The 14,143-nt window shown below is 48.6% G+C and carries 11 protein-coding genes, 6 tRNA genes and 1 rRNA gene; 16 read left to right on the forward strand and 2 right to left on the reverse strand.

Features of this window, described 5'->3' with window-relative positions; translation table 11 throughout:
* Positions 1–31: 31 nt before the first annotated feature.
* The 7 genes from rrf to J2Z65_RS33940 all read left to right on the forward strand — a co-directional run bounded on the left by rrf (position 32) and on the right by J2Z65_RS33940 (position 746).
* Positions 32–148 (forward strand): 5S ribosomal RNA (gene rrf, locus J2Z65_RS33910).
* 59 nt (positions 149–207) lie between these two features.
* Positions 208–279 (forward strand) — tRNA-Glu (locus tag J2Z65_RS33915).
* Positions 280–300: 21 nt separating this feature from the next.
* A tRNA-Val gene (locus J2Z65_RS33920) sits at positions 301–376 on the forward strand.
* A 23-nt stretch (positions 377–399) separates the two neighbouring features.
* A tRNA-Asp gene (locus tag J2Z65_RS33925) sits at positions 400–476 on the forward strand.
* A gap of 20 nt (positions 477–496) precedes the next feature.
* Positions 497–572, forward strand: a tRNA-Phe gene (locus tag J2Z65_RS33930).
* 17 nt (positions 573–589) lie between these two features.
* A tRNA-Thr gene (locus J2Z65_RS33935) sits at positions 590–665 on the forward strand.
* Position 666: 1 nt separating this feature from the next.
* Positions 667–746: transfer RNA gene (locus J2Z65_RS33940), tRNA-Leu, on the forward strand.
* Positions 747–1,056: 310 nt separating this feature from the next.
* Here the strand turns inward: J2Z65_RS33940 and J2Z65_RS33945 are convergent.
* Positions 1,057–1,773, reverse strand: coding sequence for a FadR/GntR family transcriptional regulator (locus tag J2Z65_RS33945; protein WP_167067495.1), 717 nt, complete (start codon positions 1,771–1,773; stop codon positions 1,057–1,059).
* A gap of 119 nt (positions 1,774–1,892) precedes the next feature.
* On the opposite strand from J2Z65_RS33945, the gene J2Z65_RS33950 reads away from it, so the two are divergent.
* The 3 genes from J2Z65_RS33950 to J2Z65_RS33960 all read left to right on the forward strand — a co-directional run bounded on the left by J2Z65_RS33950 (position 1,893) and on the right by J2Z65_RS33960 (position 5,786).
* Entirely contained in the window at positions 1,893–3,308 is a 1,416-nt protein-coding gene (locus J2Z65_RS33950) for an FAD-linked oxidase C-terminal domain-containing protein (protein ID WP_167067454.1), read from the forward strand.
* A gap of 61 nt (positions 3,309–3,369) precedes the next feature.
* Positions 3,370–4,629 carry a (Fe-S)-binding protein gene (locus tag J2Z65_RS33955; protein ID WP_167067508.1) on the forward strand — a complete coding sequence of 420 codons (1,260 nt, stop codon included), beginning with the start codon at positions 3,370–3,372 and terminating at the stop codon, positions 4,627–4,629.
* Positions 4,630–4,856: 227 nt separating this feature from the next.
* Complete coding sequence (locus tag J2Z65_RS33960) at positions 4,857–5,786, forward strand: NAD-dependent epimerase/dehydratase family protein (protein WP_167067452.1); 930 nt, start codon at positions 4,857–4,859, stop codon at positions 5,784–5,786.
* On the opposite strand, the gene J2Z65_RS33965 is transcribed toward J2Z65_RS33960, so the two are convergent.
* Positions 5,783–6,616, reverse strand: coding sequence for a glycoside hydrolase family 191 protein (locus J2Z65_RS33965; RefSeq protein WP_167067449.1), 834 nt, complete (start codon positions 6,614–6,616; stop codon positions 5,783–5,785). The two genes, J2Z65_RS33960 and J2Z65_RS33965, sit on opposite strands and share 4 nt — an antisense overlap.
* A 131-nt stretch (positions 6,617–6,747) precedes the next feature.
* Between J2Z65_RS33965 and J2Z65_RS33970 the strand changes: the two genes are divergently transcribed.
* Genes J2Z65_RS33970 through pelG form a run of 6 tightly spaced genes read left to right on the forward strand, consistent with a single transcriptional unit; the run spans position 6,748 to position 14,141 of the window.
* Positions 6,748–7,149, forward strand: a complete 402-nt coding sequence (locus tag J2Z65_RS33970) for a response regulator (protein ID WP_167067446.1) — start codon at positions 6,748–6,750, stop codon at positions 7,147–7,149.
* A gap of 16 nt (positions 7,150–7,165) precedes the next feature.
* Entirely contained in the window at positions 7,166–8,395 is a 1,230-nt protein-coding gene (locus tag J2Z65_RS33975) for a hypothetical protein (protein WP_167067443.1), read from the forward strand.
* 2 nt (positions 8,396–8,397) lie between these two features.
* Positions 8,398–9,462 carry a tetratricopeptide repeat protein gene (locus J2Z65_RS33980; RefSeq protein WP_167067440.1) on the forward strand — a complete coding sequence of 355 codons (1,065 nt, stop codon included), beginning with the start codon at positions 8,398–8,400 and terminating at the stop codon, positions 9,460–9,462.
* Positions 9,422–11,266 (forward strand): DUF2194 domain-containing protein, encoded by a 1,845-nt coding sequence (locus J2Z65_RS33985; RefSeq protein ID WP_167067437.1) that lies wholly within the window; start codon positions 9,422–9,424, stop codon positions 11,264–11,266. The genes J2Z65_RS33980 and J2Z65_RS33985 overlap by 41 nt, the downstream gene beginning before the upstream one ends.
* Positions 11,263–12,675, forward strand: a complete 1,413-nt coding sequence (pelF, locus tag J2Z65_RS33990) for a GT4 family glycosyltransferase PelF (RefSeq protein WP_167067434.1) — start codon at positions 11,263–11,265, stop codon at positions 12,673–12,675. Before J2Z65_RS33985 ends, pelF begins: the two co-directional genes overlap by 4 nt.
* Positions 12,675–14,141, forward strand: coding sequence for an exopolysaccharide Pel transporter PelG (pelG, locus tag J2Z65_RS33995; protein WP_167067431.1), 1,467 nt, complete (start codon positions 12,675–12,677; stop codon positions 14,139–14,141). The genes pelF and pelG overlap by 1 nt, the downstream gene beginning before the upstream one ends.
* The last annotated feature ends 2 nt before the right edge of the window (positions 14,142–14,143 follow it).

Genomic DNA, 14,143 nt, shown 5'->3' on the forward strand with positions numbered 1-14,143 from the left:
AGTTTTCAAGGCGCAAACTACGCTTTGACTGTTTGGTGATGATGGCGGAGGGGACCCACGCGTTCCCATCTCGAACACGACCGTTAAGCCCTCCAACGTCGATGGTACTTGAACCGCAGGGTTCTGGGAGAGTAGAACGTTGCCAAGCAGTTCGCCCCTTGTGGGTATTTTTTGCCCCCGATCGCGCGCTGCGCCTGGGGGAAGTTAGGCCCGTTGGTCAAGTGGTTAAGACACCTCCCTTTCACGGAGGTAACAGGGGTTCGAGTCCCCTACGGGTCACTATTATTGCCTTAATATCATGAACGCTTAGCTCAGCTGGGAGAGCATTACCTTGACAGGGTAAGGGTCGGCGGTTCGATCCCGTCAGCGTTCACCATTTAAACTGCTTTTTTCTAACGCGGAGCCGTGGTGTAGAGGCCTAACATGCCTGCCTGTCACGCAGGAGACCGCGGGTTCGAATCCCGTCGGCTCCGCCATTTTCACCAAAATCAAACAAGGCTCGGTAGCTCAGTCGGTAGAGCAGAGGACTGAAAATCCTCGTGTCGGCGGTTCGATTCCGTCCCGAGCCACCATTTTTACAACATCATATGCCGTTGTAGCTCAACTGGTAGAGCAACTGACTTGTAATCAGTAGGTTGGGGGTTCAAGTCCTCTCGACGGCACCACGCGCGTATGGCGGAATTGGCAGACGCACTAGACTTAGGATCTAGCGGGCGACCGTGGGGGTTCAAGTCCCTCTACGCGCATCACGCAAAAAGGTAAAACCATAAATGGTTTTACCTTTTTTTTCGTTTCATTGCGCAAGAAGAAAGCTCATTTCCCCGATATATCAAAGGAAATGAGCATTTGGATTTTTGCTAAATAAGGGGAACGACAGACCCCTATTTACCCATTTAGAGTAAATAGGGCCACATTTCCACTGAATCAAGATCCCGTAGTTCACCTTCAGAACGCGAACTCCCGTATTTCTCCGAAATAGCGTCCTGCAGCTGTTCCCGTAAGTCAATTGCTTCCACCAATCGAATACTCGCTATTGCTTTTGATTCAAGGCTGCCCCTACAAGGAGGCGTCCGTGGAGATTTTGGCAAGTTTCTGAATCACTTGATCCACTTTATGAATATGCTGCGACATTCTATCCGCTGCAAGGGTTTCATCCTGGGCATCGATGGCATCTACAATGTCACGATGCTCTTGAAGAAGCTTTTCAGCGGATGCACGTTCAGCGAAAAACCATAGACGGCGAGAAGCCTTCATGCTCACCTGCAGGCGTTCTGTTAAAGACTCCATCATTCCGATCATGAGGGAATTGTGGGAGGCTTTGGCGATTTCCAGGTGAAAGCGAATGTCGGCTTGCTCGCTTTCTTCCTCGTTGCCCAGCGCCTTTTCCATCGTCTGAAGAATGTCCCGAAGTGCCGCGACATTGGCATCCGTCCGCCGGCTTGCGGCAAGTGATGCGCAGCCGGCCTCGATGAATCTTCGCACTTCCTGCACCTCTTGCAGCGACTCGCTTTGATCGAAGAGGGACGTGCTGTCCACGGGCAGCGGATTGCTGACGAACGTGCCCCCGCCGTGTCTGATATCGACCCACCCGATCGCTTTAAGCGCGCTTAAAGCTTCACGGATCGTCGAACGCCCGACCTGAAAGCTCGCGGCGAGCTCAACAACGGTCGGCAGCTTGGAACCTGGCGCATAGGTTCCCGTCTCAATTTGCATTTTGATCTGCCCCATTACGATTTCCGAGCCCTTCTGCGGCCGTATCTGCTGAAATGCCATGCTAATTCCCCCATAAAAGATCTATACATCTATTCAATCATAAGCTAAAATATAAGAAAAGTCATCTGATCACATGATCACTTATAGAGTAAACATGAATAGTCCCGTGGGAGGCTGCTATGCTGGATAATCAAATTAGACAAAAACTGTTCAATATTGTAGGCGAAGCTTATTTCAAAGATGATATGGAGTCGCTCGTTACCCATTCTTACGATGGAACACCAATGCTCCAATCGCTGCCGGACGGCGTCATTTATCCAAAGGATACGGCGCAGGTTTCCGCGATTATGAAAGTGCTGAACGAGCACCGCATTCCGTTGATCAGCAGGGGCTCCGGCACGAATCTTTGCGGCGGAACGGTTCCCGTTCAAGGCGGCATTGTGATGGTGATGCACCGGATGAACGCAATCCTTGATATTGATATGCAGAATCTGACGGCGACCGTGCAGCCGGGTATCATTACGAAGCAATTCATCGAGCACATTGAGAGTCTGGGCTTATTTTATCCGCCTGATCCAAGCTCTATGGCTATCTCAACTATTGGCGGGAATATAGCGGAGTGCTCCGGAGGTCTTCGCGGTCTAAAATACGGCACGACTAAAGACTATGTGATCGGGTTGGAATGTGTATTGGCCAATGGCGAAATCATGCGCACAGGCGGCAAGCTGATGAAGGACGTGGCCGGGTATGATTTGACGAAGCTGCTGATCGGCTCGGAGGGTACGCTGGCGGTTATTACGGAAGCTACACTCAAGCTGATTCCGCCGCCAAAGTATAAGAAAACGATGCTGGCTATGTACAAAGATTTATACGGCGCAGCCCGCACGGTCTCCAAAATCATTGAAAGCCGCATCATCCCGGCAACGCTGGAATTCATGGATAATCCGACGATCCGCGTGGTGGACGACTTTGCGAAGTTAGGTCTTCCGCTGGATATGGCGGCGATCCTCCTGATTGAACAGGATGGCGATATGGAAATGGTAGAGCGGGACATTGCCCGCATTTCGGAAATTTGCCGCGAAGAGCAGGCAGATGAAGTCAGCATCGCGAGCAATCAAGAGGAAGCGCTGAAGCTTTTGACCGCTAGACGCAGCGCCTTCACTGCCCTTGCGCGTCTGCGTCCGACAACGATTCTGGAGGATGCCACCGTACCGCGCTCCAAAATTGCCGACATGGTGCTGGAGATTAACCGAATCGCGGAGAAGCATGGTGTACAGATTTGCACCTTTGGGCATGCGGGAGACGGCAATCTTCACCCGACAGCAACCACCGATGCAAGAGATCATGATGAAATCCACCGAGTGGAAGCCGCTTTTGAAGAAATTTTTGAAGCCGCAATCCAGTTGGGAGGCACGATTACCGGTGAGCACGGTGTTGGGCTGGTTAAAGCCCCTTTCTTGGAATGGAAAGTAGGAAGCAGCGGCATCGCGATGATGAAAGGGATTAAAGACGTGTTCGACCCTCATCATTTACTGAATCCAGGTAAAATGTTTGCCAAAGAATCCAGACGCAGGGTGGTGATCGACCGTGGCTAAAGGGGCAACTCTCCAGGAAACGCTAATTCAGAAGCTCGATTATAATCAATTGACGAACTGCATGCGCTGTGGCTTCTGCCTTCCTGTGTGTCCGACGTTTAAGGAAACAGGCATCGAGGCTGAATCTCCTCGCGGACGCATTTCACTTATGAAAGCAGCCGTGGATGGCATCATGGAACCGGGAATTTCCTTCGAGGATCAAATGAATCACTGCTTGGGCTGCCGCGCGTGTGAGCCGGCTTGTCCAGCGGATGTGAAATACGGGCAATTAATTGAGCAGGCCCGCGATGCGGTTGAAACCCATACGAAGCAGCATAGATGGTGGGTACGCGGCGTGCGCAAGGTGGTTTTCAAAGAGCTGTTCCCATCACAGCATAAAATGCGACTGCTGGGCTCAGGGATGCATTTTTATAAAAAATCAGGCTTGCAATCCGTTGTTCGAAAAACAGGCGTTGTCGGCTTATTTTCCAAGCAGCTGTCTGATATGGAGAAAATTCTCCCAGATGCTTCCGGAAAGGGTATTACACAGCTTCTCGGCACCTTCATCCCGGCCAAAGGCCAAAAGATTGCTACTGTCGGCATGTTCAGGGGCTGTTTGATGGATGTGATGTTCACCGAAACGAATATTAAAACCGTCAAGCTGCTGTCCGAAGCAGGCTTTGACGTTGTCATTCCGGAGACTCAGAACTGCTGCGGCGCCCTTCATGCGCACAGCGGTGAAAGCGATCAGGCCAAAATGTTGGCCAAGAACAACATCCGCGCTTTCCAAGAAGCCGGAGTAGACTATATTGTATCAAATGCCGGTGGTTGTGGCGCGATTCTTGTCGAGTACGATCATTTGCTGCATGATGAGCCGGAATGGAAGGAATCTGCGGGTTGGTTCGCTGCGCGGGTGAAAGATATTTCAACTATTTTGGTAGAAAAGGGACGTCCGCTTCAGTTCGTAGAAAACCAAGCCGGTACGGCCTCTACCCGTGTGACGTATCAAGATTCCTGCCATTTGCGCAATGTAATGAAAGGCAGCAATTCGTCCAGACAATTGTTGAAAGAAGTAGGCAATGTCACCTTTGTCGAAATGAAAGACGCGGGCTCTTGTTGCGGATCAGCCGGTATTTATAATGTGACGCAGCCAGAAATGGCGAATCAAATTCTTGAAGGTAAAATGGTTAATGTGAATGCCACCGAAGCCAGTTACCTAGTGACCAGCAACCCCGGCTGCTTACTGCAAATGAAGCTAGGGATTGATAAGCATGGGCAAAAAGGTCAAATGGAAGCCGTCCATATTGCCGACTTTTTGTATGATCGTGTAGTAAAAAATTAAAGGAATGCTTTACCTGCCAAGCAGGCTGATCTCGTTAGAGGCGGCTTGCTTTTTTGTCCTTTCATGCCGCTGTTTCTGCATTTTTTTGGTAAGATAGAAGGAATGGATATAGACTCGGTATTTCGGGCTGAGTGAGGGCCGTGGAGGGTAATCTATGTCATTAAAGGAAATGCTGTAGAGTGAACTTTTTATGCTTCATTTACGTTAGTAGTTGGGGGGATGTCTGCATGAACATTCTAGTTACCGGGGGAGCCGGTTTTATTGGATCGCATATCGTTGATGACTTGGTTCAGGCTGGGCATCATGTGCATATATTGGATAATTTGTCTACAGGGCTTAAAGAGAATGTCAATGCGAGCGCCGTTTTTCACCATGGGGATTTACTGGATCACAGGCTTGCCGAAGTGTTCGCAGCTGCGCAGCCGGAGGTTGTCATACACCACGCGGCGCAAATCGATGTTCAGACCTCGCTTACGAATCCCTTAGTGGATGCCAAAATCAACATTTTGGGGACCATTGCCCTGCTGGAACAATGCCGTGAGCATGGCGTGAGGAAGTTGATTTACGCATCCTCTGCTGCGGTGTATGGGACTCCGCAATATTTGAGCATAGACGAAGCTCATCCGGTCAGGCCGTTATCCTTCTATGGTATATCCAAGCATACGCCGGAACATTACATAGAAAACTTTGCTTTTCTTTATGGTATGGACTTTACAATCCTACGGTATGCGAATGTATATGGTGTTAGGCAGGACCCTAAAGGAGAGGGCGGGGTCGTCGCCGTTTTTGTAGACAAGCTTCTGGGAGGCAGGCAACCAGTCATTTATGGCAATGGGGAACAAACGCGGGATTTCATTTATGTCAAAGACATCGTAAGCGCAAATAGGGCCGCCTTGGACAAAGGCAGCCGTGGAATTTACAATATTAGTTGCAATGAACAAACAAGTGTAAACGATCTTTTGAAGGAAATGTGTTCGATTTGCGGCAGCAGCTTTAACCCTTCCTACGAGCCTGCCCGCACCGGCGACATCGTTCACAGTCGGTTGGATAATCGCGCAGCGCTTAAGGCACTCGGGTGGAGTCCCGCTTTCACGCTTAGGGACGGCTTGGGAGCAACCATTGCCTACTATAAAATGCAGTATCAAGCAGGATTTTAGTACACTTTTTTCGTGTACCCATCCGGAGCATCCATATGTATAAAATTCAACTTGCGAGCCTCTCTTCCGGGAGAGCTCTCTTTATGTAATGAGAGGGAAAAAACGGTTAATCCCTTCTTCTGTTCCTTTTGAAGCTTTTCCACGTTCGCCTTCATCCAGGTATCTTTCTTCCAATTGGCCCGCCAGTCTTCCCAAAGGAAGGCGTCGATAAGAGCGGCCGAATAATCCAGCGTTTCAAAGCCTCGATTTTGTATGATGGAGAGCTGTGGGTACTGTTTGCTCACGCTCTGGAGGAGGGTCACATAGGCTTCTCTCGTTTGCGTTTGGGCCGTTTTCTCTTTGATATAATCATCAATATCGCCAACGGTATCCAGGAAAACGCCATTCATCCCCTTGTCCGCTATTGAGGTTTGAATTTCAGCTAAGAGCACTTCACGATAATGTGCATGCCTCAAATCCATTAAATAAGAGTTCCATTGTGGAAAATGGACGCGCTCACCCTTTTGCCAGTAGTAATCTTGTGACTGAAGATTTTTTGAACGCAGCTTGTTCCAGGCAGGCGTCTCCATGACGCTGAGGTAACCGATGACAAGGGTACCCTTCGATTGGATATCCTTGATTTGTTCCCTGGTGAAGAGTTGAGGTTCAATAATAATAAGATCCTTCGTCTTTAATTTGGCTATGGCCTGCACAGTAGGATTCCCATAGTAAAGCGAGTAATTTTTCACATGTTGAAAAGGGCCGTTAGCCTGTGCATGCTGTTTGAACAAAAACGAGAACAGCGTGATAGAAACGACTATCGCTGTCGTGAATGACCAAGTCTTGCCCATCGTTTATACTGTCCTTCCTTAATATCCAAATTTGCTTACATTATATGATAAAAAATGACAGAGATATAGATAAAGTTGACGTAACAGAGCAATGCTATATTATGCGCGCCAATCGTTAGGAGCTGACATCTATGAATCACTTAGCCATTGTGGACGATGATTTCGTACTGCTCAATTTTTTGAAAGAGCTATTCGAAGCCAAAGGGCTGCATGTCTCGGCTTTCGAAGATCCCGTTCAGGCATTGCCAGCTATCAAAGAAATAGAGCCGGATGTCGTGTTAGCGGATGTGCTTATGCCTGAGATGAACGGATTTGATTTTTGCCGAGCACTCCGTTCGGACAAAGCCTTTACGAGAACACCGATATTTCTGATGAGTGCAAAGCATTCGATCGGTGAATTGTCGAAATCGATGATGGCCGGAGCGGACGATTACTTTATTAAGCCTTTTCAAACGGATGATATTTATACGCAAATGCTGCAAACCTATACGAAAAAAAATAATCCGATCGTGATTAAACCCAGCGATGGTTAGTTTGGAGGAAGCCTGATTGATTTTTCGTCAAAACCGAAGGTGGATCGCGTGGCTTGAGCTTGCGGTTATTTTAGCTACTCTCATTGTCATCTCCTTGGTTTATCGATTGGATTGGTTATCCTGGTCGCTAAATCCGTTTATGTTTGTAATTCTTTACTTCTCTCTTCGGTATGGGAATCGGATCGGGATTGCGACGGCAGTGGGGGCAAGTCTGCTGCATATCGTCACGTACATACAGGTGAATGGCGACTTATATGGGCTGTTTGATCGTTGGGATCAGGCAAAATGGTTCATTTGCTATTGGGGAATTGCTTTGTTTGTCGGTCATGTTTCCTCTGATCTGCGATTCCGGTACAACATTCTTGCTGATGAATATGAGGAAAACAAGCAGCAGCTAGCAAAAGTGGAGGGGAGCTACAACGATCTTCATGTCGTGAAGAAGGCTTTGGAAACAAAAGTAATAGGAGCCCAGGAAAGCTTGTTTACTCTTTATAAAATTGCCAAGGCACTGGATTCCGAGGATTCGGAAATCATTTTCACAGATGCGGTCAGGCTCTGCAAAGATCTTATTCAAGCAGGCTCTATCGTGATTTATCGAATGAATCCCAGCGGAGATGTCCTTCGGCTGAAAGTGTATTACGGCTCGGAACCCCAATACCCGGCTACCGTGTTTCTGGATAAACCGTCGCTGTACGCCCGTGTTCGCGAGGAGAAAAGCATTCAAATGCGCCTTGAAAGCGAGCCCTTGGATGTCCCCCTCTTTGCAGGCCCGCTGCTCGATCAGAATAACCGGATTGTGGCGATCATCGGCTTGAATGGCTTGGATTTCGTTAATACGAACAAGTATACGCTTGATTTGTTCCGGCTTATTCTGACCTGGATGGGCGAGAGCTGTGTGAGAGCTTTTGAGAAAGAGGAGAAGCTGAATGAGAAGCGCTACTTCCCGGGCACGAAAGTGATGGTGCCGGAGCATTTCTACGCCAAGCTTAATGAAGAAACCTTGCGTGCATCGGACTTCGACCAGAAATTCTTGCTTTTGCACCTGCCCATAGATTTGGGGGAGATGGAGGAGTCCGCTGCACTGCTGGAAATCAATGAGATTACGCGGCTCATGCTTCGTGATGAAGATGCCATATCGTATGATGCCTTCAGAGGTGAATTGCTGTTTCTTCTTCCCGCGACCTCCCCGGAGCTTGCTGCTCTCATTGAAGACAGGATCCGCGATCGCTTTAACAGGGGGGCCTAGCCATGCGAGTTTCGAGACATGCTCGACACTTCGATGTTTCTTCAGGTGCATGGCTGGCGGCAGTGGGAAGTCTCGTTTTCTCCGCATTGGATGTGCTGCAAATGATCCATTTTAAGCTGTACTCCATTTGTTTACTGCTTCATCTTCTCCTAGTCTTCATCCACTTTGTCCTGCTAAAATTTGTTAGCCTCCGCACCGAAGACCGGATCAGCGTAGCGTGGGTGCAAACGTTAATGCTTTTTTTTCCGGGCGTCGGATTTGCAGTGGGAGCATTCATCTGGATGGGCCTGCTGTTGTTTCGCTTTCGGGATGATTTTTATGAGGAGTATGAGCAGTATGTCTATCACACCCCTCACTCTCTAGAAAGCTATCGCATCAATATAGTGGAAGAGTCGAATCGGATTCCTGTCCGCGAAGTTTTAATGTCCGGCGATCATGCCGGCAAGAAAGAAGCATTGTTCACGCTATTGGAATACGAAGGCCATAACAAAGTGGAACTGTTTCATGAAGCTCTACGCAATGACGATCCCGAAGTGGTGCATTACGCCGCGACGAGCCTGAACTATTTGAACGAGCAATATATACGGAGTATCAAAAAGTGGACGCAGCTCTTGCAGCAGAACGATAAATCTCTGGAGGCATGGCGGGAGCTGTTCGATTCGTATCGTTATTATTTGGAAAGCCAGTTATTAACGGAAGAGCTCGCATTTGAAGTTAGACAGACATTTAAAGCTTGGATTGCCAGAGGCAGCCTTCAATTCCCGTATGAGCCCAGGTTTACCGCAGAGCTGTGCTATTTGGCGCGTATGGAGAAGGACTATATGACGGCAATCCGTTTGGCCGAGCAGCTGTCTGATGTGAAAGGCTGTCAGTATTTGATTTATCTTACCAAGGCAGAATACATGTATGCAGAAGGAAAGCTGGAGAGTTTATGCCAATTTGCCCAATTGTGGTGGAATAGCGATGTAGAAGTTCCGCAAGAACATTTGCCTGCCATCCAGTTTTGGAAGGAGATGAAGGAACAAGGTGTCCCGCAAGCTGATCATTTTTTCATTCGTTACCGCTAGTATGCTGATGCTCGGCATTGCTTTGCAAACGGTTCGGATCGTGGATGTGTTTCCTTTATCTCGTTCGAGGTACTTGTTCAAAGAAGCGGCATTTTCAACCAAAAGTTCGGCTAATGCCGAGGCTTCAGGCGCAGAGCTTGCGCTGTTCATCTACACGAATCCCAATGATTCAGAAGGTATCAAAGTCAAAGAGAACCTGGAGCATGCGCTGGAGCTTGCCAAGCTGCACTCGGAAACGATAGCCGCCGACGATATCCTTACGATAAAACCGGGGCCATGGACAGCTCTTCTGTTAACAGGTGAGGATATTAGCGAGTTGAATCAGGAGACGATACGCTCATATGTTCGGCAAGGCGGCCGACTGCTTGCTTACACACGCTTCTACGCACCTGAATGGAATGATCTGCTCGGGATTGCGAGCAATAAAGGCTATTTTACAGGCGCAAATCAAGGCATCACCGTAAATAAAACCGTATTCCCCGGATATCCGGATCTGCCTGAGACGAATGTGCTATTTTCCAACAATATGCTGGATGTAGAACTGAGGCCCCAAGCACAAATTTATTTATCCGCCCAAAAGAGTCCTCTGCTGTGGACATTCACTTACGGGCAGGGAAAAGTTGTTTACTGGAACTCGACATCCAACGTGCAGAAAGAAGGCCGGGGCTTGATGGTTCAATCCATTGGTCTTGCTCTAGACAGCCTCGTGACCTCACAGGTAGCGTCCAGAAGTTTAAATATTGACGATTTTCCTTCGCCTGTGCCACAGGTGGATAATCCGCTCATTCATAAAGAATTCGGCCTAAGCACGCCGGCTTTCTATGAGCGCATTTGGTGGGAAGACATGGTCCGCTTCTCGAAATTATACGGGTGGAAATACACGGGACTGATGATTGGTACTTATCAAAATCAAACCCGCCCTCCGCTTCCTTCCTTGCTGGAAAATACGCCGAAGCTCATCCCCTATTTCGGCTCCAAGCTGCTTAGCCTTGGCGGTGAGATTGGGCTGCATGGATACAACCATCAATCGCTTGTTACTGCGGATGAGCCGATTAAAAGTGAGCTCGGATACATCCCTTGGCCAAATAAAGCGGCAATGGTGGAAAGCCTGCAGCGGTTGACAGAGCTGTCCAGCAGCTTATTTCCCGGACACGAATTGAAGACGTATGTGCCGCCATCAAACGTCATGAATAGAACGGGCAAGCATGCGTTAGCTGAGGCGGTCACCTCGGTAGACATTATTTCTTCTCTTTACACGGTTGGGGGAGAAAAGGGGTTCCTTGAACAGGAGTTTGGGGTCGACAAGGAGTTGCCGCAGTTTACGAATTTTCCTCGTATCTCTTCGGGGTACGTCATTGATGAAGGGCAGAAGTTTTTCATTAATGATGCCATCGCCAATTTCGGCATGGTGAATCATTTTGTTCATCCAGATGACGCGCTCGATATTAATCGGTCTGGTGGAAAAGGATGGAAGTATTTGAGCCAGCACTTCGAGAGCTGGATGTCGTGGCTACATAAAACGTATACCTATCTAGAACCACTAACGGTTCGCGATGCGGTCAAAAAGTTCAGTCTCTATGAAGCGGGTACGGTTAACGTTCATTACGGCAGCGAGGCCATTACCATTACAACGAAAGATCAATTGATACCCATGCATTACACCGTAAGGGTGCCGAATCATCAGACTCCGGAGATCCCCAAAGAAGCGGGACATCTTACAAGCTTGGATGCCGCGGAAGGCTTATGGCATTTGGAAGCCCTCCAGCCGACAGTGAATATACAGTTGAAGGAAAGTAAGCCATGAAAATTGCCTTGATCGTAGAAGGGAGCTATCCCTATGTTTCGGGGGGCGTAGCCAGTTGGATTCAGATGCTCGTTTCCTCCATGCCCCAGCATGAGTTTGAAATCATCGCCATCTCATCTTCCCGCAAGGATACTGCAAACTACAAATACAAGCTTCCGCCCAATCTCTCCGGTATTCACGATGTGTTCATTATGGACTACCAGAAACTGGGGGAGGGCAGGGCTCCGCGTTTGTCGGAATCTGAGGCCGAAGCGTGTTTAGATTGGTTCGGTTTCCAGCGGGACTCGGAGCAAGCTCTTCCGCTTATGGCCGATCAAGCGAAGCTCGGTAACCCTGTTTCTTTTATGAAAAGCGAGAGCTTTTGGAACTTCCTAGTCTCCGCCTACGAGACGGAAATGCCGGATCATTCGTTTAATAGCTATTTCTGGACGTGGAGATCGATGTATTTGCCAGCGATTTACTTGCTGCAGCAAGCTTATCCGGAGGCGGACCTGTATCATGCCGTTTCGACCGGATATGCGGGCTTGATCGGCACCTATTTGCGGATGAAGCACAGGAAGCCGTTCCTGCTGACTGAACATGGCGTCTACGCCAGGGAGCGGGAGGAAGAAATATTGAAATCGGCCTGGGTGGATCCGCCTTTTAAGAAACGATGGATCGATTACTTTTACCATATGTCGCAAGGGGCTTACCGTACGTCTGACCGCACGATTGCGCTGTATGGCGGCACTCATCGCATTCAGCTGGAGCTTGGCGCTCCTAAGGACAAGGCCTTGGTGATACCTAACGGCGTTGATTATCAGCGGCTTTCGCTGCTGCCCCGTAAGGCGAACAACGACGGTGATCGGATCGTTTTTGGCGCCTTGGTTCGTCTTGTACCGATTAAGGATATCAAAACGCTGCTCTACGCAGCGAGACTGGCTAGTTCGGAGATTGCCAACATGAGCCTGATGATTATGGGACCGACAGACGAAGATCCTGACTATTATCAGGAGTGCTTAGCCTTAACGCGCAATCTTCAGCTTGAGGAAATCGTGGCTTTTACCGGCAAAGTTGATATTGAAGACTATTTGCCTCATATTGATGCTCTCATTTTAAGCAGCATCAGCGAAGGTCAGCCCCTGGCGGTACTTGAAGGGATGGCTGCAGGAGTTCCATGGATATGTACGGAAGTCGGCAGCTGCCGGGAGCTGCTTGAAGGGAAGGATGAACACGATGCGGGCATTGCAGGGTATATCGTACCTCCGGTGAATCCGAAAGCGATGGCTGACATGATGGTGAAGATGCATGCACTTCCGGATGAACGGACTTATATGGGCCATGTGGGCCGCAGGCGTGTAGCTTCCTATTATCAAATTAATCATTTTATTGATGCTTATAAGCAGTTATACGACGAGGTGGCAACCTAATGGCGGGAATCGGATTTACTCTCCAAAAGCTGTTCCGTGACGACTATCTGTCGCTGCGTGTCCGCGCTTATGCGTATGCTTCCTTCATAGCGGCTGGTCCTTGGATACTGTCCGTTGGGAGCATTGCCTTCATTAATGTTATACTTGTTCATTTTGCGAATGTAGAGGACAACCAGCGCCAATTGTTTATCGTCACCGTTTCGTACTGCTTTATTTTTTCCCAAATGCTTTCAGGGGGCTGGCAGCTATGCGTAACGAGGTATTTGGCCGACCATTTTTTCCACAATCGGTTGGAGGTCGTTACGCCCACCTATATAGGCATCTCCAGAATCATTTTTGGCATTTCACTGCTTGCGGCTGTCATTTTCTATTGGTCCTCGCCATTGTCCATCCTGTATAAGGTGATGAGCGTTCTCTTATTTTTCATGTGCGGGCAGATCTGGCTGGCGATGGTTTTCTTAACCGCGGCAAAAGATTACAAGATGATTGCGATTGCTTTCTTGGCTGGAGCTGCGGTATCCATAGGGAGTGTCTTTGTCCTGCTTCATTACCCGATCAGCTTCACCCAGTATAGGCAGTCCACGAATATATTGCTGGGGTTTAGCTGCGGCATGTTGCTCACGATGGCAATATTGGTTTTTGTGCTGCTGCGTGCCTTTCCTGCGAGGACGGCGGTCAACCCTTATGGCTTTTTACAATATGTAGATAAATATCCTTCTCTCCTGTGGACGGGATTTCTCTACAACATTGGCGTCTGGACGCATAATATGATCATTTGGCTTGGGTCGTCCGGCGTGCGGATCGAGGAAACATTTCGCTACAGTCCGATTTACGATACCTCGGTATTTTTAGCGAATCTTACGGTTATTCCATCACTCGTTTTGTTTGTCGTTTCCGTAGAAACGGAGTTCTATGATAAATATAAAACGTTCTACGGATACGTGACTAACGGCGGAACGCTAGAGATGATACAAAAAGCCAAAAAGCGTATGGTGGAGGTGCTCTGGCGGGAGTTGTACCGATTGACTAAGCTGCAGGGCATTCTGACCGTGTTTATCATCCTTATCAGCGAGATGCTGCTGGAACTGGTCGGCCTGCAAAAAACGGTGATCGACATTTTCAAGCTGTGCGCTTTGGGGGCTCTGTTAAATGCGATTATGCTTATCCACATTCTGCTGATGCTCTATTTTGAGGATCGCAAAGGCGCAGTCATCACGGGTGGGATTTACTTTGGTCTTAATGTGCTGCTGACGGCCGGCTTGCTGCCCTTGGGCTTTGATTATTATGGCTTTAGCTATTTTCTGGCCGGGCTTGCTGCTTACGGCTGGAGCGGGTATCGGCTGCTGATCTTTTTGAAGCGGATTGAGGTGCATACGTTTATCTCGCAAAGCATCATCTACAAGGAGAAGTCAGGTTTCTTCGCTCGTTTAAGTGAAAAAGTGTACCTGCAGCGGTATTTCAAATAATG

It is taken from the genome of Paenibacillus aceris (genome assembly GCF_017874035.1).
In the GTDB taxonomy this organism is placed as follows: Bacteria; Bacillota; Bacilli; order Paenibacillales; family NBRC-103111; genus Paenibacillus_E; species Paenibacillus_E aceris.